Source organism: Flavobacterium hydatis (assembly GCF_000737695.1).
In the GTDB taxonomy this organism is placed as follows: domain Bacteria; phylum Bacteroidota; class Bacteroidia; order Flavobacteriales; family Flavobacteriaceae; genus Flavobacterium; species Flavobacterium hydatis.
This window is the reverse complement of sequence record NZ_JPRM01000008.1, coordinates 24,506-50,945: the sequence shown is the minus strand read 5'-3', so window position 1 is coordinate 50,945 and position 26,440 is coordinate 24,506. Positions and strand designations below refer to the sequence as shown.

Annotated in this window: 29 protein-coding genes; 27 read left to right on the top strand and 2 right to left on the bottom strand. The window is 33.8% G+C overall.

Features of this window, described 5'->3' with window-relative positions; translation table 11 throughout:
- Window positions 1–57 precede the first annotated feature (57 nt).
- Window positions 58–1,743: an AraC family transcriptional regulator gene (locus IW20_RS07090; protein WP_035620336.1), complete on the bottom strand. Its 1,686-nt coding sequence runs from the start codon at window positions 1,741–1,743 to the stop codon at window positions 58–60.
- A gap of 351 nt (window positions 1,744–2,094) precedes the next feature.
- Between IW20_RS07090 and IW20_RS07085 the strand changes: the two genes are divergently transcribed.
- From IW20_RS07085 to IW20_RS06965, 27 genes are all read left to right on the top strand, one after another.
- Window positions 2,095–2,820: a hypothetical protein gene (locus IW20_RS07085; RefSeq protein WP_035620333.1), complete on the top strand. Its 726-nt coding sequence runs from the start codon at window positions 2,095–2,097 to the stop codon at window positions 2,818–2,820.
- 323 nt (window positions 2,821–3,143) lie between these two features.
- Window positions 3,144–4,004: a helix-turn-helix domain-containing protein gene (locus tag IW20_RS07080; protein WP_035620330.1), complete on the top strand. Its 861-nt coding sequence runs from the start codon at window positions 3,144–3,146 to the stop codon at window positions 4,002–4,004.
- Between the two features lie 109 nt (window positions 4,005–4,113).
- On the top strand, window positions 4,114–4,797 hold the full coding sequence (locus IW20_RS07075) for a hypothetical protein (protein ID WP_035620327.1): 684 nt from the start codon (window positions 4,114–4,116) through the stop codon (window positions 4,795–4,797).
- A gap of 30 nt (window positions 4,798–4,827) precedes the next feature.
- Window positions 4,828–5,376, top strand: coding sequence for a hypothetical protein (locus IW20_RS07070; protein ID WP_123869494.1), 549 nt, complete (start codon window positions 4,828–4,830; stop codon window positions 5,374–5,376).
- Window positions 5,377–5,744: 368 nt separating this feature from the next.
- Entirely contained in the window at window positions 5,745–6,242 is a 498-nt protein-coding gene (locus IW20_RS07065) for a hypothetical protein (protein WP_035620322.1), read from the top strand.
- On the top strand, window positions 6,239–6,763 hold the full coding sequence (locus IW20_RS07060; RefSeq protein ID WP_035620319.1) for a hypothetical protein: 525 nt from the start codon (window positions 6,239–6,241) through the stop codon (window positions 6,761–6,763). Before IW20_RS07065 ends, IW20_RS07060 begins: the two co-directional genes overlap by 4 nt.
- Window positions 6,760–7,851 (top strand): tetratricopeptide repeat protein, encoded by a 1,092-nt coding sequence (locus IW20_RS07055; protein WP_035620317.1) that lies wholly within the window; start codon window positions 6,760–6,762, stop codon window positions 7,849–7,851. The genes IW20_RS07060 and IW20_RS07055 overlap by 4 nt, the downstream gene beginning before the upstream one ends.
- 329 nt (window positions 7,852–8,180) lie before the next feature.
- Window positions 8,181–8,669 (top strand): hypothetical protein, encoded by a 489-nt coding sequence (locus tag IW20_RS07050; RefSeq protein WP_035620315.1) that lies wholly within the window; start codon window positions 8,181–8,183, stop codon window positions 8,667–8,669.
- Window positions 8,670–8,800: 131 nt separating this feature from the next.
- Window positions 8,801–9,145, top strand: a complete 345-nt coding sequence (locus tag IW20_RS07045) for a DUF4134 domain-containing protein (protein ID WP_035620312.1) — start codon at window positions 8,801–8,803, stop codon at window positions 9,143–9,145.
- Window positions 9,146–9,157: 12 nt separating this feature from the next.
- Complete coding sequence (locus tag IW20_RS07040; RefSeq protein WP_035620310.1) at window positions 9,158–9,475, top strand: DUF4133 domain-containing protein; 318 nt, start codon at window positions 9,158–9,160, stop codon at window positions 9,473–9,475.
- A gap of 43 nt (window positions 9,476–9,518) precedes the next feature.
- Window positions 9,519–11,990, top strand: a complete 2,472-nt coding sequence (locus IW20_RS07035) for a TraG family conjugative transposon ATPase (RefSeq protein ID WP_035620308.1) — start codon at window positions 9,519–9,521, stop codon at window positions 11,988–11,990.
- 26 nt (window positions 11,991–12,016) lie between these two features.
- Entirely contained in the window at window positions 12,017–12,706 is a 690-nt protein-coding gene (locus tag IW20_RS07030) for a conjugal transfer protein TraI (RefSeq protein WP_035620306.1), read from the top strand.
- A 14-nt stretch (window positions 12,707–12,720) separates the two neighbouring features.
- Window positions 12,721–13,338: a hypothetical protein gene (locus tag IW20_RS07025; protein ID WP_035620305.1), complete on the top strand. Its 618-nt coding sequence runs from the start codon at window positions 12,721–12,723 to the stop codon at window positions 13,336–13,338.
- A gap of 6 nt (window positions 13,339–13,344) precedes the next feature.
- Window positions 13,345–13,974 carry a hypothetical protein gene (locus tag IW20_RS07020; RefSeq protein WP_035620303.1) on the top strand — a complete coding sequence of 210 codons (630 nt, stop codon included), beginning with the start codon at window positions 13,345–13,347 and terminating at the stop codon, window positions 13,972–13,974.
- A gap of 16 nt (window positions 13,975–13,990) precedes the next feature.
- Window positions 13,991–15,187 (top strand): conjugative transposon protein TraJ, encoded by a 1,197-nt coding sequence (traJ, locus tag IW20_RS07015; protein ID WP_035620301.1) that lies wholly within the window; start codon window positions 13,991–13,993, stop codon window positions 15,185–15,187.
- 30 nt (window positions 15,188–15,217) lie between these two features.
- Window positions 15,218–15,826, top strand: coding sequence for a conjugative transposon protein TraK (traK, locus tag IW20_RS07010; RefSeq protein ID WP_240478464.1), 609 nt, complete (start codon window positions 15,218–15,220; stop codon window positions 15,824–15,826).
- A 13-nt stretch (window positions 15,827–15,839) separates the two neighbouring features.
- Window positions 15,840–16,334, top strand: coding sequence for a hypothetical protein (locus IW20_RS07005; protein WP_035620298.1), 495 nt, complete (start codon window positions 15,840–15,842; stop codon window positions 16,332–16,334).
- A 4-nt stretch (window positions 16,335–16,338) separates the two neighbouring features.
- Window positions 16,339–17,616, top strand: coding sequence for a conjugative transposon protein TraM (gene traM / locus IW20_RS07000; RefSeq protein WP_035620295.1), 1,278 nt, complete (start codon window positions 16,339–16,341; stop codon window positions 17,614–17,616).
- Window positions 17,617–17,633: 17 nt separating this feature from the next.
- Window positions 17,634–18,479, top strand: coding sequence for a conjugative transposon protein TraN (traN, locus tag IW20_RS06995; protein ID WP_035620293.1), 846 nt, complete (start codon window positions 17,634–17,636; stop codon window positions 18,477–18,479).
- 28 nt (window positions 18,480–18,507) lie between these two features.
- A complete protein-coding gene (locus IW20_RS06990) occupies window positions 18,508–19,311 on the top strand; it encodes a hypothetical protein (RefSeq protein WP_035620289.1) in 804 nt (267 codons plus the stop codon).
- 29 nt (window positions 19,312–19,340) lie between these two features.
- Complete coding sequence (locus IW20_RS06985; RefSeq protein ID WP_035620288.1) at window positions 19,341–20,396, top strand: hypothetical protein; 1,056 nt, start codon at window positions 19,341–19,343, stop codon at window positions 20,394–20,396.
- A 14-nt stretch (window positions 20,397–20,410) separates the two neighbouring features.
- Window positions 20,411–20,719: a hypothetical protein gene (locus tag IW20_RS25745; protein ID WP_081912443.1), complete on the top strand. Its 309-nt coding sequence runs from the start codon at window positions 20,411–20,413 to the stop codon at window positions 20,717–20,719.
- An 11-nt stretch (window positions 20,720–20,730) separates the two neighbouring features.
- The gene (locus IW20_RS26195) at window positions 20,731–20,898 is read left to right on the top strand and encodes a MerR family transcriptional regulator (RefSeq protein WP_165571409.1); all 168 of its coding nucleotides are present in this window, start codon (window positions 20,731–20,733) and stop codon (window positions 20,896–20,898) included.
- Between the two features lie 143 nt (window positions 20,899–21,041).
- Window positions 21,042–22,904, top strand: coding sequence for an ABC-F family ATP-binding cassette domain-containing protein (locus IW20_RS06980; RefSeq protein WP_035620285.1), 1,863 nt, complete (start codon window positions 21,042–21,044; stop codon window positions 22,902–22,904).
- Window positions 22,905–23,150: 246 nt separating this feature from the next.
- Window positions 23,151–23,519: a four helix bundle protein gene (locus IW20_RS06975; protein WP_035620283.1), complete on the top strand. Its 369-nt coding sequence runs from the start codon at window positions 23,151–23,153 to the stop codon at window positions 23,517–23,519.
- Window positions 23,520–23,689: 170 nt separating this feature from the next.
- Complete coding sequence (locus IW20_RS06970; RefSeq protein WP_035620281.1) at window positions 23,690–24,160, top strand: FKBP-type peptidyl-prolyl cis-trans isomerase; 471 nt, start codon at window positions 23,690–23,692, stop codon at window positions 24,158–24,160.
- Window positions 24,161–24,297: 137 nt separating this feature from the next.
- Window positions 24,298–24,744: a GNAT family N-acetyltransferase gene (locus tag IW20_RS06965; RefSeq protein WP_051885609.1), complete on the top strand. Its 447-nt coding sequence runs from the start codon at window positions 24,298–24,300 to the stop codon at window positions 24,742–24,744.
- 123 nt (window positions 24,745–24,867) lie between these two features.
- On the opposite strand, the gene IW20_RS06960 is transcribed toward IW20_RS06965, so the two are convergent.
- Window positions 24,868–26,418, bottom strand: coding sequence for an SDR family NAD(P)-dependent oxidoreductase (locus IW20_RS06960; RefSeq protein WP_035620278.1), 1,551 nt, complete (start codon window positions 26,416–26,418; stop codon window positions 24,868–24,870).
- Between the last annotated feature and the right edge of the window lie 22 nt (window positions 26,419–26,440).

Genomic DNA, 26,440 nt, shown 5'->3' with positions numbered 1-26,440 from the left:
TCTCAATAGCAACTTTGAGATGGATTTTTTTTAAATATCTTGACCATAATATTAACCTTAACTAAGATTAGACTGTTCTTTTTGGAGTTCTTCAATAAAATAAAAGGTTGGCATCCCTGCTCTGGAATAAAATGCTTTTGCAAAACGTTGCGTGCTGCTAAAACCTACTTCTTCAGCAAGTGCTTTGTTTGTATATTTTCTAAGCATTTTATCCTCCTTCAATAAGCCAATTAAATAGTCAATTTTTAAATCATTGATATACGTCACGAATTTCTTCCCTCTGTAATGAGTAATTATTTTTGAAAGATATTTTATATTGGAGTCAAATGATACAGTAAGTTTAGCCGCCGTCAAGTCTTTTTCCAGAAACATTTTATCCTTTTCAAATTTTTCTAATTGTTTCAACATAGATGCTACTGTATCTTGATTTATATCGTCAATCCCTCCGGTTAATTTTTTGGATTCGACTTTAGTTGCAGTTCCGTTTTTTTCCATCAATATATCAAATCTTTGCCGATAGATACTTTTGTTTCTGATATGCCTATAAATAAGGAATAGTACAACTAAAAATAAAAAAAGAATTACACTCACAAAAATGTAATCATTATACTTTCTTTTCTTGAGCACCTCTTCTACTTTTCTCTTCTCCGTCAACAATCCCTTAGTATCATATTCTTTATGGATTCTGCCCGATAGATATCTGTACCTACTATTTATTATACCATCGACTTTAAGTAATTTTCGAATATAGTAAAGTTCTGCAGCCAGATCATTTTTTGACTTAAAATAGCTGATTAATAATTCATAATTGTTTCGAAGATCTGGACGAATATATCCTTTATCATTAAAAGTGGCATCTACTTTTTTGAAATAGGGAATTGCCTTTTTGGGATTTTTAAGATCCCAATAGCTTTTTCCTATATAAAAATACCCAACAGCTTCACTTGCGAAATCTTTATTTCTTCGAATAGCTGATAGCGAATAGGTTATTTTTTTTATAGCTAAAGCATAATTACCTCTGAAATATTGGTTCACTCCTTCTGAGTGGATAAAGTATTTCTCAATCTCTTTATCTGCAAGCCTTTCTCCTTCTGCAATACCTTTTTCATTTATATCAGTACATAAACCATAATTACCAATACGATTATAGGATAAACCAAGCGAATGCAGTGAAGTCAAATAGCCACTATTGTCATTCTTCTCTTTAAAATATTCGATGCATTCCTTAAACAACAAAATAGCTTCGTCATAGAATCCAAGATAGTATTTTATATGTGCAATATTATATTTAGCCTTATAGATTAAATAGTCGTCATTGGTTTTAGAAATATAATTGTTTGCTATGAGGTAATTATCTAAAGCATAATTATGTTTTTTCTGCGAGTAATAAACAATTCCCTTTGATAAGTAGGCAGAGCCAATCAAAGCATCATCCATTGATTTTTTTGCAGTATAGATCATACTGTCTGCATATACCAATTTTAAAATATCAGGAGAGCGATGGAGATAATTTTTATAACCATTTAGTATCTCTAGTGAGTTTTTTTCTGATTTAGCTTTAGCTAAAAAAAACTGAAGGTAAAACGATTCTTTTGTTGAACTCCTTTCTGATTCCTTTATCCTTTCAAAGAGATATTCATAATCCTTATTACGGAGCGTATCATGGATTGTAAAATGGATTCCCCGAGCGCAAATTTGATCTCCCAAACAAAGAGAGAGTAAAACAAGGTACTTTCTAATCATAGTTCGAATTAAAATGGGACACTATTTCCTCTGCAAAATCATTTTGAGAGCCATGTTGTCAACTTATAAAAAGTCTTGGATATATTTTGCAAGAAATCGAATCAAATATAACACAAACAATTGATAATGAACAACATTTACATATAAAAGGGGTATGGATTTTCGGAAAATCCATACTAATATTCTCGGAAATCCACACACAAAGTGTTGCGAGGCAAAAAATTGACTTTTAGATTTGCTTCGAATTCAAAAGCAAAAACGTTTAGTATCGTGCTAAATTAAAAGTTCTGCTTACCCGGGTGAAATGAACTGACTACGAAACTAGTCGGTAACATTTAACATATTTTGATTATGAAAAATATTTCATTAAGATTAGCCCTTTTACAATTACTAATCGTTTCCTGTACAACTGATACTGTTGATAATGATAACAAAATCAGCAACCAGAAATCTAAAAAAAACGTACGTTTGGTGCAAAACGTAAACCCTTCCAATCCTGCAAATATTTATGATTTTGCAGGTAAGCTTCATAATGACATCCTTAATATTTACCTGGCAGCTAATTACCAGCATACCACAATTGCACAAATCAGTCAGGAAATAGAAGCCATTGCGTTAACCAACAATGATTTAATGATTTTAGACGTAGAAACAAATCTATCTTCTGATCCTAACCTCATACAAGAGATTGTAAATAATCCTCAAACAAAATTAAATCATGTTATTGAAAATTCTATAATGACAAATAGTGCAAAAGAAAGTCTTTCTAATTTTATGAACGACATTCATGTTTTAGAAAGCACACCATATGAAGAAATTTATCAATCTATAATATCCTATGAATCGTCAGTAATAAATCATCCTGAATTTAATAATGAAGAAAAGAGAATTATCCTTACTACTTCTTCTATAATCAGGTACTCACTCTACTTTGCAAGTGGGCGCAAAGATGAAGATTGGGGCTCTTCTATTGGTCATCGTGTTGGAGGGCTCAGTGGTGCTATTAATAATTCAACAACAGCCATCATGAGATCACTTGTAACTGGAATCATGATAAATAATCTTGTTGCAGACTAATGATGTACTGTATCTATTACCATGAAAAAAAAATAGTTTATACATATATCGTGTTTTTGATTCTTTTCAATCTTATTGGTCTTTATTTCATCGTAGATCTTTTATTCTATGATGAAATAATAGACTATCTCACAACTGATGAGATAAGAAAAACTCCTCCACATAATGTGTTTTACTTACTTTTTTTGAGTAGCATGTCAAATTTACTTTTTGTCTTTGGGTCATTAATGACTAGATCACTACCTAAGTAAATTCCCTAAAAATTTACATCAAAGTAAATTTGAATTAACTGATTAATTATAATTCTATAAAAAAATATTATAGTGGTAAATAAAAATTCAAAATATCGTCATCCTGGCTTACAAGTCTACATCCTTGAGAAATTCATATCAAAAATTGCTCTTAGTGAACTACTTAAGATAGACCATTTTTCTATACTGTTAGTAAATTTAGGGGCTCTAAATCTTCAAATAAATAATAGAAAAATTGATTTGGCAACAAACGACCTCATCATAATTCCAAAACAAGCTATATGCGAAATTGATTTTATTAGTGACCAATTACAAATTTCTCAAATATCATTTACATTAGATTTTGCTTTTGAAAATAGTATTAGATGGCCGCATATCAAGCATTTTGAATTTTTTATTACTCAAATTTCTTCACAAATTCTTCTCAAGAAAAAAGAAGTAACTCAGATAATTGATTTGCTTACCTTGATAAATAGTAAAATAGTACGTAATAACGCTCATGTTTATAAAAAAGAGATACTCATATTTAGTTTTAATCTTTTGCTGTATGAATTAGCAGGTATCTATCATAGATCATCTTGCCACTTATCTATAAAACATCCACGAAAGGAAGCATTAGTCATACAGTTTTTTAAGATACTAGAAATGAATTGTAGGAAACAACACCATGTAAAATTCTATGCGGACGACTTGCACATTACTGCAGGTCATCTTACTAAAATAGTTAAGAAAGTTACCCAGAAAACAGCAAAGGAGTTCATTACTCAATCCATTGTCCTGGAATCGAAAATATTACTTCAAGATAATCAATTAACAATTCTATATATTATAGAAGAATTACAATTTACCAATTCTTCTTCATTTTGTACTTTTTTTAAAAAGCATACTTCCCTGTCACCTTCTGAATATCGGTCACAATTAAACCCCCATTAAATAATACAAAAAAATGTTTTGACTGGGTTAAGAATGTTCTATAAGCATTGATTTAGAGTACTGTAGATTGCAAGTCGAGAGAAATATTTACTAAGTAAAAGTAAAAAAAATGACTCAAGCCTATCTTTTAGAATGGATGGATTTAACGGTAACCTCAACCCTTAATCCCAACAAAACTGATCTTACTATGATTACTCTACTACAATCAAGAGCAATTATCAAAAAAGCAACAGAGCAAACATTTTTGATTCAGTCACAGTTTACGGTACAGGTTTTTTCGCTTACTAACGAGAAACAAATTAAGATTCTAGTTGGAAATTATTATTCATCATTATTATTTCTTTTGGATAGAATCACAGAAATAAATAATAGCAATGAACTACACAGAGACAATCTGAAAGAAGTTACAGCTACCTTAATTTCTTGTTTAGATGAATTAATAACTTTTATAGAATCACGATTTGCCAACTATTTAGGAGGTCGCAACTTTGAAATTATTAAAAGAAAGTACAATAGTCCTGCTGTAATGAATAATCCTTCTAATAAAATTTTATGCAAACTTTCAACAGATCAGACGGCGTTAATATTAAGGGCATCTGATGAATTGAAAATTCTTATTTCAAAATCAATGAATCATTTATTTAAAACAATAGTTCCATTTCTATCGACTCCAAATAAAGTAAATCTTTCTTATAATGCTATGCGTGGCAAAGCATACGTTGCCGAAGAAAGAGATAAGGAGATAGCAATTGAAACATTGGAACGAATGATTAAACAGATTAAAGAGTATTAACTAAATAGTACTATTTTAAAATTTAAAAACATGAAAAAGCTATCCTATATTTTGACTACAGTAATTCTGATGTTTGCAGGCTGTCAGTCCATAACACTAGATGAGAAATTGGCTACTGCCCTTATTCTAGAAAAATATCATTATCCTATAATTGTAGACCATGATATCTACTGCAATGATCCCAATCATGCTTATACCATTTTGAAGTCTGGACTTGTAGAAAAAGGATTTGTAAAAATACTTCAAACCAAGAAATTTGGTGATACAACAGCTTCCGTTAATTTTACCCCTGCCGCAAAACCGTACTTACTACCAACACCTGCAACGGATAAAAAACATAAAATTCAACGTGTAAAAGTAGCAGATGAAGAATTTGGAGCAATTACATCAATAAGGATTATGAGCTCTGGTAATAAGGCAATTGTGGAATACACTACAATTCGAAAAAAGAATGTTTTTGCGGCTGTAATTAAAAATGGCTTAAAAGACACAATTAGTCATGAAGTTTATTTTATACAAACCGATGAGGACTGGCAGCTCCTGGATAAAAAGTCAGAAATTGAATTTTTATCTTATTAGAATATACAAAAGTTACTTAGGCAACCATAAATCCTATTACAAACTTATATACTTTCATGGCTCAGAAATGTATCAAATTGAATCTGTTTGGGTCTACCATTTATTAATCTTTAATAATCTCTTTGTGAACCATTCTATGATATGATCTAAAGAAAATTCAACAAGATAAAACTGATAAATCATTTTATTTTAATTCAAAAGTTAATAAATTGTAGTAAAAATATTTCTTATATTCGCTTGAAGAAAAGCGACTTATTACACAAAGACAAGTAAAAAAAGTTGTCTTTGTGCAATTTTATAGATGTATTAATGAGTTAGCGTTAATTTTCGAGAACCGCAGGAAAACCAACAACTTTAAAATCTAAAAAATGATAAAATATTTCTTATTTCTTATTTTATCTTTTAGTGCGGTAAATGCTCAAATTAGTAATAAAATAGAAGAAATTTCTATAAATGTACCTTGTGAATTAAAATTTACAAGAAATGCTGGAAATCAAAATAATTATAGTTGTCCTTTACAATATAGAAATGGAAAAATTGATAATTATTCCGTAACTGTTTCAAATCTTCAAAATGATATGAATGGTTTAAATGAAAATACTTTAAAATCTTTTAAAACTTCCTTCTTTGAAACTGCTGAAAGTAACTATAAAAATGCTGGAGAAACTACAAAACATTTAAAATTAACAAATGGAATTCAAGCATTAAGTAGTATTTCATATTTAACATACGGAGAACAAAAAATCAAAAATGTTTCAATTATTTTTCTTTACAAACAAAAAAGTTTTATTGTAAATATTACAACAAACAATTTAAATAAAAGCAACGAAATCAATGAATTAATTCGTAGAATAATAATTAAATGAAATTATTATCTAAACATATTCTTATAATTTTAACCTATTTCATTTGTCTAACAGCAATATCGCAGGTTAACAATAATCACGTAAAAGTTAGTGGATATACCCGAAGTGATGGAACATACGTTCAGCCATATTTCCGAACTGCACCAAATTCCACAAATAGAGATAACTTTTCTACTAAAGGTAATACAAACACATATACAGGAGAACCAGGTTGGATTGAACCGGATAGTAAATACAATACTTTTTATTATGATACTTATTCGTACAACTCAAAAACAACTCAAACCGAATATGCAACAAATTCAACTCTCCCAATAAAATTTAAAAACAGAACATACATTGAAGATGAAAAGGGAAATTATAATTGCTACTTAATAATCAAAGACGAAAGAACGTTTTCAATTTACGATATGAATGATAATCTCATCTCATATTTAGTTATTAATCATAGAGGCGATTGGCGAATTTTTGACAGCAATATGGTTTATATTAAAACAATTTTTATTACTACAGAGAAATGAAAAATCATATATTATTATTTTCGATTTTTATCATTGGTAATTTTTCGTTTGCCCAAATAGTATATGAAAGTCCACTTGGATTTAGCTTGAATTTTGATAATACTTGGAAAAGATTACCAAAAGAAGTTATGCAACAAAAAATGAAAGATGTAAAAAACTTGTTAGAATATAGAAGTGATGTACATTTTGAAGCTTGTTATCAAAAAATTGGAAATGCTGATATGGATTATCCGTATATATTTTTTAAAAATATTTACGGAACAACGACAGATGAAGATGAAATAAAAAAAATACAAGAATATTATACAAACCAATCAGAAATTGACAAAGCTATTCAAAATGTAACTAATGGAAATTTCGGTTTCGAATTAAAAATAGGTCAAAATTATTATGACAAAGTAAATAAAATTTTAATAATTACTTATGATGCAGGAATAAGCATAAAAGGAAATTTGGTTGGTATTTTCGCATATTATTTTGGAAAAAATGCAACTTTAGCAACTTATTGTTATAGTTACAAAGATGAATTTAAGTATGACCAAAAAGAGTTTTTAGATATTATATATTCTATTAAAGATAAAGGAATGAAAATATCTTTAAATGAATACTTAAAAAATCATGATGTTGCAATAAAGTATTTTAATGACGGAAAAATACAATCTGATGCAGGAAATAAACAAGAAGCAATCAAATTATATTCAAAAGCAATTGAAAACTATCCTATTGAAGATAACTATATGATTTCAGAAGCATATTATAATAGAGCTTTAAACAAACGCCATCTAAATAATTTTAAAGAAGCTATAAATGATTACACTTTAGCGATAAAATTAAGACCTGATTATTACAAGGCATATAATAATCGTGGTTATGTAAAACTGTTAATGGAAGATTATTTAGGAGCAATTACGGACTTTACAATGACAATAAAGTATGATAATTCAAACACGGATTTTTCAAATATGGCGTTTGGAAATAGAGGAATTGCTAAAATTTCATTGGGACAAGATGGATGTTCCGATTTAAAAAAAGCAATTGAATTAGGAAATAAAAACGTAATTAAAGTATTTTCAGAATATTGTAAATAAGTAAAACGTAAAAAAACTACCGCTAACACACTTTTGTAGTCATTTGAAAATTTAGTGGAATTTTCGAACTAAAAACTACCCTAAAAATAATTCATTTTATCTCTTAATTAGCCTTCCACTCGGGAGGCTTTTTTTATTTTTTTACATTTTTTTTATTTTTTCTCTCCTTGATTTTACTGGGGGTGCAACGGGGTACGACAGGGGTACAACAAAAAGTTGTACTTGTAGCAGTTTGTTATCTATTGTTCCTTTGCCTTGTAATGATGAAGATCTGGATTTAGAAACCTGGATTGTGAGAAACTAATGTAGAACGATAAAATAAAGAAGGTATGTTTACAAACATTTCATGGGGTAATTACATAGTTGTAGTTATTCTGCTATTGGCAAGTTGGTATTTATTTGTTGGATTTCGATTTTATTTTGATGACCTCAAGGAAGTCATATCAGGAAAGAGGAAACTTCAATTTCGCAGATTAGGAGATCCGGATTATGGAGACTTTCAATCCGAAGAAAACAATCAGGATACTCCTGAACCTATTTCCAGCCAGCCTACGTTCGGAGAATTTGACACCATCTTTCAGGACGTTGATACCCTTGTAGCCCGACTAAAAAGTTTTATAGCCGATGCAGCAAAAAGAAAACTACACAAACAAGAATTTCTGGACTATATCCAATTGATTTTTAAAGAATATCCTTCGGTAAAAGATTCTGCATTGCGCTCCTCTGTAAGTGAGTTGATTGTTACAGAGTGCAAAACACTTGCCTCAATATCTGTAACCCAGACAGAAGCGGAAGGGTTATGGAACGAAAAAATCTAAAACAATATAACGGAGGAGCTGTCCCTGTCCGTCCCGGCGCAGTATGGCAGATGTAACAGGAAAGTGGAACTGCGACAGCGGCAACACCTCCGTTTTTTATCTGAATTTTTAAACTTTAAAAATAATGTGTGATGAAAAAGTGGAACTGGAATTTTAAAAAGTTTATACCAAAAAAAATAAACCGTATCGGTATTCTCTTGGCGCAAATTCTTTTTGTAATAAGCTATGAGGCTTTTGCTCAGGACGGGCTGGCAGGAATCAATGAAGCCAACCAGCAGGTACGAAGTTACTTTGATGCAGGAACAGAATTAATGTATGCCGTTGGAGCATTACTAGGACTCATAGGCGCTGTCAAGGTATATCAAAAATGGAATGCAGGTGATCCCGATACGGGAAAAGTGGCTGCCGCCTGGTTTGGCAGTTGTGTTTTTCTGGTGGTCGTTGCTACGGTAATCAAATCCTTCTTTGGGATTTAAAATCATAACTCCATGTCAAATAGTGTCTATCAGATCAACAAAGGAATTAACCAAAGCATCGAGTTTAAAGGGTTAAAAGCACAATACATCTGGTACCTGGGTGGCGGTGTTATTGTTCTTATGATACTGTTTGCAATCCTATACATCGCTGGTTTACCATCCTTTATTTGTATAGGAATAATTGGTATTTCAGGGACATTGTGGGTTTTGAAAATATATAAGATGAGCCATGAATACGGGGAACATGGCATGATGAAAGCCTTAGCGAAACGACAGATTCCTAAAGCTGTAAAATCTCAGAGTAGAAAGATATTTATGATGCGAAAATGAGATTTATTTCAAAGTAAAGGACTGGTAGGTAAAAAAGAAGAAGATGGAAAAGATGATAGATGATATTTTACCGATTATGGATGTAGAGCATGATTGCATCCTGTCCAAACAAGGAGATGTAACAGTGGTATTCAAGGCAGAACTGCCTGAGATATTTACTTTGTCAGATCAGGAATACGAAGCGTTCCATCAGGCATGGCTCAAAGCCATAAAACTACTTCCAAAATTTAGCGTCTTTCACAAACAGGACTGGTTTATCGATAGTAAGTTTGAGCCAGATTTCACAAGTGAAGATTCTAGTTTCCTGACCCGTAGCAGTGATCGTTTTTTTAATGAGCGCCCTTTTCTGGATCATTCATGCTATATTTTCCTGACCAAGAAACCAGCCGGAAGGAAAACATCCAGCTCCTTATTTTCCAATTTGCTCAGAAGTTCTATCGTCCCACACGAAACATTAAAAGCACAATTACGTCAGGAATTTATTGATAGTACCGGACAATTCAGACGCATTTTGGAAGATAGTGGTTTTGTGAAACTAACTCGTCTGGGAAATGATGACCTTCGAAGCCACAGTAGAAAGATTGGGATTATAGAAAAGTATTGTTTCCTTTCTGAAAAGGAAAATTCATTTGTATTTAAGGATATTGCTTTCGATGATGGTTTGCAGGTTGGAGACAAGCATTGCCAAATTTATACTTTAGGCGATGCCGCTGACCTGCCTGCTCTATGTGGTTCTCGAATTAATTATGATCGATATTCCACTGATAAAACCAAGTTTAGTATCGGATTTGCCTCAACTCTTGGTCAATTACTTTCCTGCAATCATATCTATAACCAGTATATTTTTATAGAGGATTTCCAGAAAACATTACAAAAGTTAGAAAGTAAAAGACTGCGATTGCAATCCCTTTCAGCCTATAGCAGGGAGAACCTTATTGCGCGCGATGCCACCAATGACTTTCTTAATGAAGCAATTGGCCAGCAAAGATTACCGGTTAAAGCTCATTTTAATGTACTGATTTGGACAGATAATAAAGAAGAACTCAAAGATTTAAAAAACAAAGTGTCTTCAGCACTCGCTCAGATGGATGCCGTTGCTAAACAGGAAACAGTAGGAGCCGCACAGATTTTTTGGGCAGGAATTCCTGGGAATTCCGCAGATTTCCCAATGAATGATACTTTCGACACTTTCACAGAACAAGCAACCTGTTTTCTGAATTTAGAAACTGGTTACCGTTCTTCCCTAAGTCCGATTGGAATTAGATTGGGAGACCGTTTGACCGGCAAACCAATTCATGTGGACATTAGTGATGAGCCTGTTAAGATGGGAATTTGTACCAATCGGAACAAATTTATTCTTGGACCATCTGGAAGTGGAAAATCCTTTTTCACCAACCACATGGTCAGAAGTTACTATGAGCAAGGGACACATGTTGTACTTGTTGATGTGGGACACAGTTATAAAGGATTGTGTGATATGGTAAACGGGTACTACTTTACCTATGATGAAAAGAATCCCATCCGATTCAATCCATTTTATATCAGTGAAGGTGATACACTCGATACCGAGAAAAAAGAAAGCATCAAAACACTGCTATTGGCACTTTGGAAAAAAGACAATGAAACGTTTAATCGAAGTGAATATGTAGCCCTATCCAATGCATTGCAATTGTATTATGAAAAGTTAGATGGTAATTCGGATTTATTTCCCTGTTTTGATAGTTTTTACGAATTTCTAAAAAATGATTTTGTAACCATACTGGAGGGCGATAAGGTAAAGGAAAAGGATTTTGATGTAAACAATTTTCTGTATGTATTGCGTCCTTATTATAAAGGAGGAGAATTTGATTACCTGCTCAATGCAACCGAGAACCTGGATCTGTTAAAAGAACGCTTTATTGTTTTTGAACTCGATAATATCAAAGACCATCCAATACTCTTTCCTGTAGTAACCATAATCATTATGGAAGTATTCATTAGCAAGATGCGCAAGCTCAAAGGCATTCGTAAAATGATACTTATTGAAGAAGCCTGGAAGGCAATTGCCAAAGAAGGTATGGCAGATTACATTCGGTATTTATTCAAGACCGTGCGTAAATTTTTTGGTGAAGCCATTGTAGTGACCCAGGAAGTAGAAGATATTATTTCCTCACCTATAGTCAAACAAGCCATTATCAATAACAGTGATTGTAAGATACTACTGGATCAAAGTAAATATCAAAATAAATTCGAACAAATCCAAGAACTGCTTGGACTTACAGAAAAGGAAAAAGCACTCGTGCTCTCGGTAAACAAAGCTAATGATCCTGATAAGAAATACAAAGAAGTGTTTATCTCACTCGGAGGCATGCAATCAAAAGTATATCGCACCGAGGTATCTCTGGAAGAATATCTCGCCTACACCACTGAAGAAACTGAAAAAGTAAAAGTACAAGCCTACGCTAAGAAATTTGATGGAGACATTAGAAAAGGTATTGCGGCACTCGCTATTGACTTACGCGCCCAAGCATCATGAAAAACGCAAACTAAACTATACTAATTATGAAAACAAAAATGAAAATTATGATTTGCCTGTTCTGTTTTTTACTGATAAGCACTCCTACCCGACCAGCAGAAAAGGTTGCGGCAATACCAATTTTAGAAATGGTAAAAGCAGTTGCCAAAAAGATAATCAAAGCCATTGACCTTAGAATACAAAAACTACAAAACAAAACCATCTGGTTACAGAACGCACAGAAGAAAATAGAAAATATTTTATCTAAACTAAAACTGGATGAGATTTCTGATTGGACACAAAAACAAAAAGACCTCTACAAGGATTATTATGAGGAACTGGCAAAAATTAAATCTATTATTACCTATTACCAGCGTATCAAGGACATTAGCCAAAAACAGGTTCGTTTGGTGGACGAGTATGAAAGAGCCTGGAACTTATTTCAAAAGGATGCTCATTTTAATGCAAGCGAATTGGATTATATGCACAGCGTTTATTCCGGGATATTGAACGAAAGTCTAAAAAATATCGACCAAATATTTTTAGTACTTGATTCTTTTACCACCCAGATGAGTGATGCCAAGAGATTGGAAATTATAAATGCTGCTGCGGATCAAATCGATACTAATTATAATGACCTGACACTCTTCAATAGACAGAACATACTGCTCAGTCTTCAAAGAGCCAAAACACAACATGATGTCAAATCGCTCAAGAAATTTTACGGAATTCCGTAATAAATCAAAAAATCATGAAAAAGATATTTTTACTATTGCTTTTTGCCATTCTCATCTCGGGAAATATGCACGCACAGGCAAAACAGCAGAGGATGCTTTTACAGCAAATTGCAGCACTGCAAACCTATATAGGATATGCTCAAAAAGGCTATTCGGTAGCCAAAAAAGGGCTGAATACTATAAATGATTTTAAGCGTGGAGAATTTAAACTTCATACCGATTATCTCACTTCGCTCAAGCAGGTTAACCCAAAGATAAAAAAGTATGCAAGGATTACTGAAATTATAGCCCTTCAGATAAAAATCATAAAAAGCTACAAAAGCTTGTACCCGCAAATCCGGCAGGATGATTTATTTCACGGAGATGAAGTTGACTATATCAAAAGAGTATTTGAAAGGGTTTTAGATAATTGTGACGACAATTTGGATGAACTTCTCACGATCGTTTCAGACGGAACCTTGGAGATGAAAGATGACGAGCGAATCAAACGAATTGATACAGTTTACCAGAACATGCTTGATAGCTATGCCTTTTGCGAAAGCTTCGGTAATAAAACCAAACTGATGGCTGTATCAAAAGCGAAAGAATTGAAAGAAGCAAAAACCAGTCGTGTCTTGCACGGCATAAACTGATGTGTTATGAAAAAAATACTGATTATAGGAATTGTATCTATTGTTTTACTGCTCCCTTTAAAAGTTGCAGCCCAAAAACAGGAAATCCAGCAATTGATTTTGAACATCGAAAAACTGACCCAGTTTAAACAAATCCTTAAGGATATGAAAAAGGGGTATGAAATGCTTAACGGTGGATACAATACGGTGAAAGATTTGTCCAAAGGTAATTTCAGCCTGCATGAAACTTTTCTTGATGCGCTCATGCAAGTCAGTCCCACCGTACGGAATTACAGACGTATTGGTGATATTATTAGTTATCAGGTGCAATTGGTTAAAGAATATAAGTCCGCTTTTAACCACTTTCGAGATAGTCAAAATTTCAATGCCAATGAAATCGCTTACTTAGAAAGAGTGTATGATAATTTATTCCAACAAAGTCTTAGAAATCTTGACGAGCTTACTTCAGTGGTTACCGCTAATAAAATGCGAATGTCTGATGACGAACGACTGGCATCTATTGACAAGATATACACAGATATGCAAGATAAACTTATGTTTCTGAGAAACTTCAATAACAATACTTCAATACTGGCTTTGCAACGTGCCAAGGAGCGTAATGATGTAAATGCGATTCGCAACATGTTCACCAAATAACTAAATATCCTCAGTTATGATAAATATAAATAAGGAAGTTCTATTGACTATCCTAGGGGGCCTGTTGCCTTTTACTAGCCAAGCACAAGGAGTGGCAGACGAAATGAACAGCCTGCATAGTGTACTGGAACAGTTATATGATGAGATGATGCCATTGTGCAATAACCTGCTCGGGGTTGGGCAAGGTCTTGCCGGTTTTGCAGCTATATGGTATATCGCCTCTCGAGTTTGGAGGCATATTGCCAGCGCAGAACCAATAGACTTCTACCCTCTCTTTCGCCCATTTGTGATTGGATTTTGCATCATGATTTTCCCATCGGTATTGTATATGATTAATGGCGTCATGAAACCTACTGTTACAGCCACTGCTGCAATGGTGGAAGGATCAAACAAAGCAATTGAGCGATTGCTTAAAGAAAAAGAAGAAGCATTAAAGAGTACTAATCCTTGGCAGATGTATGTTGGTGCTGACGGAAGTGGTGATCGAGACAAATGGTACAAGTACACTCATGATGATGCCAATCCTGAGGGAGAAGGAAAATTTGCCAGTATTGGAAATGATATCCAATTTGCTATGAGTAAAGCCTCTTACAATTTTAGGAATTCAGTAAAAGAATGGATGAGCGAAGTACTACGTGTATTATTTGAATCTGCTTCCCTATGTATTGATACGCTCAGGACATTTCAACTAGTGGTACTGTCTATTTTGGGGCCACTGGTGTTTGGCATATCGGTTTTCGATGGTTTCCAGCATACACTTACCGTATGGCTGGCACGATACATCAACATTTACCTATGGCTTCCCGTTGCCAATATATTCGGCAGTATCATCGGAAAGATTCAGGAGAATATGCTGAAAATTGATATCGCGCAAGCGGGTGAATACGGAGATACTTTCTTTAGCAGGACTGATGTTGCTTATCTGGTGTTTATGATTATTGGTATTGTGGGGTATTTCACTGTGCCCTCTGTAGCTAATTACATTGTTCACGCAGGTGGTGGCGGGGCATTGGGGCAGAAAGTCACAAGTATCTTCAGCAATTCTACAACTTCAGCTGTGAGTACTGCATCTCAAGGAGCCGGAATGGCAGCAGATGCAATGGGAAATGCTGCAGGGCGTATGTACCAAAGTATGTCAGACGCTGGCAAGTCAGCTCCTTATTTTAAGGATAAAGACGGTTATATGGGCAATAAATTAAAAGGCAATTCATAATCTCTAAAAAGAAGTATCATGTTTAGCAAAATGAAAAATATAGACACTGCCTTTCGTCATGTTCGCGGTTTTACCATACTGGTCATTACAGGCTGCATTATAATTAGCTGTTTTTCCCTTTACAAAAGTTTTACACTGGTATCACAAATGCAGAACAAGGTTTATATACTGGCTAATGGGAAGGCATTGGAAGCTTACGCTTCAGACCGGAAAGACAACATACCCATTGAGGCGCGAGACCATGTAAAGACATTTCACCAATTCTTCTTTACCCTTGATCCCGATGATAAAGTAATCAAAAGTAATGTTACCAAAGCACTTTATCTGGCTGATGACAGTGCCAAACGGATTTATGACGATTTAAAAGAAAACGGCTATTACTCTGGTATCATCTCAGGGAATGTCAGCCAGACCATAAAGATTGACAGTATCACAATTGACATCAATACGTATCCGTATGGGTTCCGATGTTATGCTACTCAAAATATCATTCGTACCACCAGTATTGCACACCGAAATCTGATAACGCAAGGCAATCTTCGCAATGTATCACGAAGCGACAATAATCCGCATGGTTTTTTAATCGAGCGATGGAACACCATTGAAAATCGGGATTTAGGCACTGAAAATAGAAAATAATAAACTATTGATTATGAGATTTTATTTTAGAAAAAACAATAGAAAAAATGATGCTATTGAAAGTATTAAAAACAGTCTATGGCAGAAATTTGAGCAGGCCAATCTTCGATTGCAACATACCTGTGCACAATGGCTGGAGCGCAAAACGGCTCATTATTCACGACTCAACTGGATTGTGGTTCTATTCACTTTTGTAGTGTTTACAGGGGGGTGCAGCATGTATCTGATTGTAACGAGCTTTTCTGGAAATACAACTAAAAATATCACTGTAATTCCAATTACTAAACCAACCAATTCGGTTCTCTTAAAAGAAAAGCACATTGAGTCCAATACAATAATCAGTAAAACGGAATTGGAAAAAACAATTCGTTTTCGCAGGTATATGGATAGTCTGGGACACAGTCCCACAGGTAAAAAAACACATGATAGTATTATACAACACCGTCCGGGACTTCTGGACAGCCTTGTAATACTAGAAAACTATTATTACTTACATCTTAAAAATTGATATCATGGAACAAAAGACAAAATCATTAAAAACACTAAAACAGCGTAAAATGCTCTTGGTATTACCCATATTGGCTCTTCCGTTTATAACGGCAATATTTTGGGCATTGGGCGGTGGAAAAATGGATGCGGCAAACTTAGCAACTCCAGAGCAAAAAGGCTTTAATATCAAACTGCCCAAAGCAAATCTTAAAGAGGGACTACTGCTGGATAAAATGAATTACTACGATATGGCAGCTCTTGATTCGGCAAAACTTAATGAACTTATCAAGAAAGATCCTAATTATTTGAGCCAGTCTTTTCAGATTGACTCAACCGAAGATAGTAGTAATATACATTCTAAAAGTGGAAGAACTGGATTAAATACATCCGCCTATCAGGATCCAAACGAATTAAAAGTACATCAGAAATTAGAAGCATTACAAAAAGCAATCAATGCACCGGTACCTGTTCCGGTACAAAATAGGGATGTTAGTAGATATGCAAAGTCAAATGAGTCAGCCATGCATTCCAATGATGTAGAAAGACTTGAACAGATGATGCAGTCCATGAATACTGGGCAGGATACTCCAGATCCGGAATTGCAACAACTCGGTGGAATGTTAGAAAACATATTGGACATTCAACACCCTGACAGAATACAGGAAAAATTAAGAAAAGCTTCCGAGGCTCAGCGAGGGCAAGTATTTTCGATCTCTACCGGGGAGCAAGAAAACCCTGTTTCCTCTTTACAAAACAAATCAGGAAATGGGACCGATTCCAGAGCTAATAGATTTTACTCTATTGATGAACCTGAAAATATAGATTTAATACAAAATGCGGTGGCAGCAGTCATCCACGAAACCCAAACTATTGTAAATGCAGCTACCGTTAAGTTCCGACTGATGAATGACATTTTTATAAGCGGAGTTAAGATACCAAAGGACAATTTCTTGTTTGGAATAGCATCCTTAAAAGGAGAAAGGCTAACAATCAAAATAAACAGCATTAGATACAACAACTCTTTATTTCCAGTTGATTTATCGGTGTATGATTTGGATGGACTCGTTGGTATTTATATTCCGGGAGCTATCAATCGTGATGTCGCCAAAGCATCCGCTGACCGCTCCATGCAGACTTTGGGCGTTGCAAGTCTGGATGATTCCTGGGGTGCTCAGGCAGCTGGGGCTGGAATTGAAGCGGCTAAAAGTCTTTTGAGTAAAAAAGTAAAGATGATTAAAGTGATTGTAAAAGCAGGCTATCAAGTACTGCTTCGTGATGAAAAACAAAAAGATTCCAATTAAAAACTAAAAATATTGCTATGAAAAAATTTAATGTGTTAGTGATGGGGTATTTATTATTAATGACCATCGGTGTATTTGCACAACAAACAAGTAAAAACAACCTTTCTAAAATTGAGCCCGATTCTTTAATGATAGCGTACTCAAAAACAACCAATATCGTATTTCCTTTTGCTATTAAAAGCGTGGACAAAGGAAGTCCCGATATACTGGTACAAAAGGCAAAAGGTCTGGAAAACATTCTTCAAATCAAAGCAGCCCAAAAAGGATTTTTTCAAACCAATCTTACAGTAGTTACTGCCGATGGTAAGCTTTATTCTTTTGTACTGAATTACAATGAAGAATCACCACAATTGAATTTCAGTTTGAATAACACAAAACCAACTGGACAGGAAATCTATTTTTCGGATGAAAACATAAATGATCAGGATGTACAGGAATATTCCAAATTGGCTTTTTACGATAAGAAAAAACTGCGAGGAGAAAAAGAGTGTGATTATGATATTGATTTTGTACTCAATGGAATTTTTATTCGTGATGAAGTTATGTACTACAGGATAAAGGTAACCAACCATTCTACGATAAATTATGATATCGACCAGCTACGTTTTTTTATCCGAGATACCAAAAAAGTAAAACGAACGGCTTCGCAGGAAATCGAAATTACACCAATCTACATCTTGAATAATGTAGCTAAAATTGATAGTGAAGCGGAAAACATATTTGTATTCGCTCTTCCGAAATTTACAATTCCTGAGAAAAAATACTTAGCGATTCAAATCATGGAAAAAAATGGTGGCAGACATTTAGAATTGCATGTAAGGAATTCAAAGCTGGTGCAGGTTACTGTACTTCCAAAACTATAAAATATTTAATCATTTAAAAAATTGAGTCATGAACGAGAAAAATTTTGAATACTTACGCGACCAGGTAAAATACACTGGTTTTGGAGATGCGTTAGAGGGAGAATTAAAAGAAAAAATGCAGAAAGAAGAACCTGATTTTACTTTGAACCATACAGTGAAGTATGGCAATGATACTGCTATAGCTACGCTGAGTTTTAAAAAATCAGATCAGAGTGATATGTATTTTTTTAATTCTTATAAAGTGGAATTGCAAAAAGAGAATTCCAAAGAAGCTTTGGAGCAAACCTTCTATATCAACAAAGGCAGTAACATAACTATGAAAGAAGCCTACAATCTTATGGAGGGAAGATCCGTAAATAAAGACCTTACTAATAAAGAGGGAGAAAAATACAATTCGTGGCTTCAGATGGACTTTAAACAAAGTGATACTAATGGAAATTTTAAGCTAAATCAGTACCATCAAAATTATGGCTATGATTTGGAAGCAACACTTGCAAAACATCCAATTAAGGAACTGGAAACCCCTAAGTATAAAGAAGATTTGATGGATTCCATGAAAAAGGGAAACCTGCAATCTGCAACTTTTTTAAAAGACGGTAAGGAGATGAAACAGTATATTGAGGCTAGTCCACAATTCAAAACGATTAATGTGTATGACAGCAATATGCAGCGCATTGACAACCGCCATTCCAAAGAAGAAAAGCAATCCGAAACCCTGCAAGCATCTGAAAAGCAAGGCAGCAAAAAGCAAAATCAAAGTGCCGATGACGATGGACCTGAAGTGCCAAAGGAAGCTAAAAGAAAAAGGAAAAGTCAATCCAGTTCCATGTAGTGCAAAATGTAATAAATAAAATTTAAATTATGAACGAACAACTTCCCATGAACAGAGTAGAGATGGAATTAAACCAATGGCGCTCCAGGGAAGAGCGGTTTAGTAAGCTGTTTAACTTTAGTCTTTCCAACAATAGGTCATTGCTTAAAGAAAAGCTGCACCACTACGAACGTATTGGAACAAAATATAAGGGAACTAAAAATATAGAGGAACGTTTTGCTTTGCAAATGCTCAAACAAGAAAAGAGCAAAATACTAAAACAGCTTTACCCTAATCTATTAATACGACTTGTTCGTAAGCTGGTCGTTGCGCCACTTATTGACCAAATTACGGTACGTAAGGATACAAAAGAAGAGGAAAAGAACAACCAATCGCTGCACGAACAGGTGCAGCGTATTGGTTTTACAAATTTGTCGGGTAAAATTGAAGATCAGATTAAACAAGGTCATGAGCAGTTTACTATTCCAACTTCTTATTACGTCAACGAAAAGGAACGACTGAATCATGAGTTATCTTTTTCAAAAGACCAGAGCGGAAAGTATCAGTTCGAAGGGTATAAAACCACTTTGCAAAACGAATCAAAACCTGAAGAAGACAGAAATCAATACTTTAAAGTGCACGAAAGAAATTCTGTTGATACAACACAGGCTTATAATTTACTAGTAGGACGTGCAGTTCAAAAGGAAAAATCTTGGATTCAACTGGACCTGAACGACAAGGATGCTGATAACAATCATCGAATTAAAGAATTTCACTCCGGTTATGGTTATGACCTAGAGAAAGCTCTGCAGCAACTTCCTTTAAAGAAATTATCAAATAAAACTGAAGCTGATCAATTAAAGGATGCATTAAAACAAGGGAATAGGCAGCCCGTAACCTTGATCAAAAACGGAAATGAACATCGTTTTTATATTGAAGCCAATCCTCAGTTTAAATCGGTAAACATTTATGATGAGCACTCCAGAAAAATAACACTCTCAACAGCATTAGGTAATAAACCAATGGAAACTGTAAAACAGCTGCAAAAGACAAATGAGAGCCAACAGGAGAACCATTCCAAAAAAAATGGTATGCGTGTAAGCTGATAATCCAGGAAATAATGAAAACACTACAACCTTTATCTGATTTCTTTAAGGCAATAGAAAAAGATCATCGTATCAGTATCACTCATATTGGTATATATGCTGCATTGCTTCAATTCAGAACTGATAAGGGTTTTATCAATCCTATTAAAGTATATAGCTATGAAATTATGAAGATAGCTATGGTTTCTTCACCAAAAACATACCTCAGATGTATACACGAATTAAGTGAATACGGCTACATTAAATATGTATCAACTCGCAACAGAAACCAAAGAAGTACAATCTATTTTCATATCAAAGACAATAAAGTCGACCGCATTTAAAAAATAAAAGTATGGAACAATATGTAAACACTAAAGAAGCAATGGTGATTCTAGGTATAAGAAGTCAAACTACTATTGGAAAATATGAAACAGACGGGAAGATTAAAGTATATAGACCCTTCAGTAACAGAAAAAGATATAAAGTAAGTGAATTGCTAAAAATTCAGTCTAAAAGATAGTTGTGAAGCTATCTTTTTTTTGTTTGACACAAAAAGCTATCTTTGCGCCGTCTGTATTTTCCTCTACTTAAAATTAGAGACCTAATTAGAGACCTCTTTGTTTTTTAAAAATGTAAAAGCTTGATTTTAAGCGTATTAATACAATGAATTATCTATCTGTAGAAAACATATCCAAGTCATTTGGCGAAAGAACCTTATTTGACAACATTTCTTTTGGAATCAATAAGGATCAAAAAATTGCTTTCATTGCCAAAAATGGCTCTGGAAAAACAACTATCATGAGTATTATCAATGGTTTAGAAGAACCAGATACAGGTCAGGTAGTTTTAAGAAAAGGAATCAGGATGGCTTTTCTTTCGCAAAACAATAATTTGCAAGAAGAACTTACTATCGAAGAAAGCATATTTGCTTCGGATAATGAAACCTTAAAAGTTATTGAAGCATACGAAAAAGCATTAGAAAATCCAGAAGACGAGGAAGCATATCAAAAAGCTTTTGACGGAATGGATCAACATAATGCATGGGATTTCGAAACGCAATACAAACAAATTCTGTTTAAACTAAAACTAGAGAACTTTAAACTTAAAGTAAAAAGTCTTTCTGGGGGTCAGAAAAAACGTTTATCATTAGCCATTATTCTTATCAATCGTCCTGATTTATTAATTCTGGATGAGCCTACCAATCACTTAGATCTAGAAATGATCGAATGGTTAGAGAGTTATTTTGCCAAAGAAAATATTACCTTATTTATGGTTACGCACGACCGTTTCTTCCTAGAGCGTGTTTGTAATGAAATCATAGAATTAGACAACGGAAAATTATACCAATACAAAGGAAATTACTCTTATTACTTAGAGAAAAAAGAAGAACGAATTGCTTCTGAAAATGCGAGTGTAGATAAAGCCCAAAACTTATTTGTAAAAGAATTAGAATGGATGCGTCGCCAGCCAAAAGCGAGAACGACAAAATCTAAATCTCGTCAGGATGACTTTTATGTAATTAAAGAAAAAGCACAAAGCCGTCGTCGCGAAAATAAAGTCGAGCTTGAAATTAATATGGAACGTATGGGAAGCAAGATTATCGAGCTTCACAAAATTTCTAAAAAATTCAAGGACCACGTTATTTTAGATAATTTCAGTTTCGATTTCCAACGCGGAGAACGTATTGGAATTATTGGTAAAAATGGAACTGGAAAATCGACTTTCCTTAATTTATTGACAGGAACACTTCCACTAGATTCTGGGAAAGTTATTGTTGGAGAAACAATCAAAATAGGATATTATACCCAAAGCGGAATCAACCCAAAACCGGGACAACGTGTTATCGATGTCATTAAGGAATACGGAGAATATATCCCGTTGATGAAAGGGAAGATTATTTCGGCTTCACAATTATTAGAGCGTTTCCTTTTTGATGCCAAAAAACAATACGATTTTGTAGATAGATTAAGTGGTGGAGAATTAAAACGTTTGTATTTATGTACCGTATTAATCCAAAATCCTAACTTTCTTATTCTCGATGAGCCTACAAACGATTTAGATATCGTAACCTTAAACGTTCTTGAGAGCTTCCTTTTGGATTATCCAGGATGTTTATTAGTAGTTTCTCACGATAGATACTTTATGGATAAAATTGTGGATCACTTATTCATTTTTAGAGGACAAGGTGTTATTGAGGATTTCCCAGGAAACTACTCCGATTTTAGAGCGTATGAAGATAGTGCTGATGTAGCTCAAAAAGAAGAAAATAAAGCAGAAAAGAAAGATTGGAAGCAAAACAATCCAACTGGAAATTTAACTTTTAATGAGCAAAAAGAATATCAAAAACTAGAAAGAGAAATTAAAGATTTAGAGATTGATAAAACTAAAATTGAGCAATTATTCTCTGACGGAAAAGTAGCCGATGCCGACATTGAGAAAAAAGCCAATGAGTTACAAAATATCATTAATAAAATAGATCAAAAAGAAGAACGCTGGTTTGAACTTTCTGCTAAAATAGAAGGATAAGATCAGTTACAGTATTCAGTCTCGGTTTTCAGTTTCTGGGGTAGCTTTTAGTTAGAGTTGAACAGTATAACCTCTTATTTTATATAAAAATTAAAGCCACAATAAAGTAAAATCTTATTGTGGCTTTTTTAATTTTCCCCCAGTAATTATGATTTCCCTTTTATATTTAATTCTTAATCAAAAAAAAAATCAAACCAAAATAGTAAGTTTTATCTTATTTTAAATATACTTGTAAAAATTAAATAAATGGGATTTAAAGAATTATTAGCGTATCAAAAATCATTTCAACTTGCAATGGAAATATTTGAACTATCAAAATCATTTCCTTCTGAAGAAAAATACTCTCTTACCGACCAAATACGTCGTTCATCCAGAAGCGTATCTGCTAATATTTCCGAATCATATCGAAAAAGAAGATATGTAAATCATTTTATAAGCAAACTTACTGATAGCGATGCCGAAAACTCAGAAACAAATGTTTGGCTACAATTTTGTCTACAATGCAACTACATAAACAAAGAAACATTTGACAATTTAAATGATCGAAGTATTGAAATTGGAAAACTAATCAATTACATGATAAACAATCCTAGCAAATTTGGTTGCACAATTTAGCAATCAGTCGCAGTTTTTAGTTTACCAAGATAGCGGAATATTAAGCTGCTACAAATAATAAGAGTGAATACTGAAACTGGATACCGAGATTATAAACTGCAAACTGAAACTGAGACTGAATACTAAGGCTGAATTTATATTATATTTGCCTTTAAAAAAATTTACTTTCTATGAAACACTTTATACCTGCACTATTAGCCTTAACACTTTTTATTTCTTGTGCTAAAAACAAAAAAGCCGAAAATACAGATGCTCCTGTTGACAATGTTGCCCAAAACGAGCAACAAATCAAAGATTATGTAACCAAAAATAAATTAGACGCACATAGAACTGAATCTGGTTTGTATTATGTAATTAACGAACCTGGAACTGGAGCGCAGCCAACAGCAACCTCTAACGTAACGGTAGCCTACAAAGGTTCTTTTCTTGATGGAAAAGTATTTGACGAAAGTAGTGACGGAATTTCTTTTGGCTTAGACCAAGTTATAAAAGGATGGACAGAAGGTATTCCTTATTTTAAAACTGGAGGTACTGGTATTCTTTTAGTTCCTGCTCATTTAGGATATGGAGACAATGATTACAATACCATTCCTGGAGGTTCAGTACTTGTTTTTGAGATTAAATTAATTTCAGTAAACTAAATACTGTCTCACTGTTTATTTATTAAACCTTGAAAAGAATACTAAAAGCCTAGCTTTAATTAAATAACAAAACCACAACAAAAATCTAATTCTGTTGTGGTTTTATTTTATAAAATAACTATTCTAAAAAACACAAAATGAGCATTGAAATACAACCTTACAATGATAAATTTAAAGAACAGATGATTCTTGTTTGGGAAAATTCTGTTCGTGCCACACATGATTTTCTTGTTCCATCTGACATTGATTATTACAAAAAAATCGTATCGTCTATCGATTTTAACTCTTTTCCTGTATTTTGCCTAACAGAAGTTGATACCGTTCTTGGCTTTATTGGTATTGCAGAGAATAAAATCGAGATGCTATTCTTAGCCCCAGAACACATAGGAAAAGGATTTGGGAAGACATTGATGAATTTTGCTATCAATGAGCTTGATGTTAACAAAGTTGATGTTAATGAACAAAATTATAATGCAGTTAATTTTTACTCCAAATTTGGTTTTCTACCATACGATAGAACCGATAAAGATGATGAAGGAAAAGATTATCCTATTTTAAAAATGCAACTGGATATCAAGAAATAACTAATTATAATTTAGGTAATATCATTTATTCAAGCAAAAAAGCCACAACAAAATTTAATTGTGTGTGGCTTTTTTCATTATGAAGTAAAAAACTGAGACTGTAACCGAGACTGAAAACTAATTCTACCAAGGAATCGGGTTATAGTCTTTTAAGAATTTCCCACACCAATGCTTTCCTGTATTTATTCCGTCGAATAAAGGATCCATTACACGTGCAGCACCATCAACAATATCGAGTGGTGGCTGAAAATCTTCTAGTTCTTGTTTCCTTTTGGCTAATTCGGCAGGATCCTCGTCAGTTACCCAACCAGTATCAACAGCATTCATGAAAATTCCATGTTTTGCCAATGTTCCCGATGAGGTATGCGTTAACATATTCAAGGCAGCTTTTGCCATATTAGTATGCGGGTGACGGTCTTCTTTAAAAAAGCGATGAAACTTCCCTTCCATAGCCGAAACGTTTATAATGTGTTTTTGTCCAGTGTTGTCTTTCTTCATTACTTCCGAAAGGCGATTGCATAAAACAAAAGGCGCAACCGAGTTTACTAATTGAACTTCAATCATCTCAGTCGTTTCTATTTGTCCCAATCGTAAACGCCAGCTATTTGTTTTACGTAAATCAACCTGTTGTAAATCGGCATCGAGTTCTCCTTCTGGGAAAACCTCATTTGCTACAAGGGCATTATCAAAAGAATAAGGAATCTGAGATAATTTAGCCGAAGCACGTAAACCAATTCCAGGCTCTGGTCCGTGCCAAGTTACTGGCATATTTTGATTAGAAGAAGCTCCCGAAGTCAATACCTTTAATTCATCCAAACAATTGGTATGATCGAGCAATAATTCTTGTGCTTGTTTAGGCAAAGAACTTATAGCACGCTCTTCGTTTTCCATTAAATGGGTATAAAATCCTGCCGGACGTCTCACGGTTTGCGCAGCATTATTGATAAGAATATCTAATCGTTCGTACTTTTGCTCAATAAAATTACAGAAAATCTCCACACTAGGAATGTGTCGTAAATCTAATCCGTGAATTTTTAAGCGATGTCCCCAATCCATGAAATCTTCTTCTTTAGAAAATCGCAATGCAGAATCTACAGGAAAACGAGTTGTTGCAATAACAGTTGCTCCACCACGCAAAAGCATCAAAGTAATATGATATCCGATTTTTAAACGAGAACCAGTTATAACAGCAACTTGTCCTTTTACATCAGCAGTCTGGAAACGTTTAGCATAATTAAAATCACCACAATCGGTACACATTGTATCGTAAAAGTGATGCATCTTGGTAAAACCTGTTTTACATACGTAACAGTTTCTAGGTGTTTCTAGTTCTAATTGTTCCTTATGAGCAAGGTCATTATAAGCTAATAATTTTGGTGCAACAAATATACTTGCTTCACGAGCATGACGAATTCCGGTTTCTTTACGAGCCGTTTTATCCTTCTTCTCCTTTTTACGTTTAGCCGCTTCTTTCCCATCCTTAACTCGTCTGGAAAACTCACCTCTGTCAGGTCTAGAAAACATACCTGCTTCTTTAATCAACGCTATTCTTTGTTCTTTAGGAATATCAAATATCTGATCTGTATCTGTATTTAATTGTGCCAAAACAGCAATACATCGGTCTATTTCTTCCGAAGTTATCGTATTCTTAATCTCTATTTCTTCCTTCGTCATCATAAAAAATGCATATTACTAT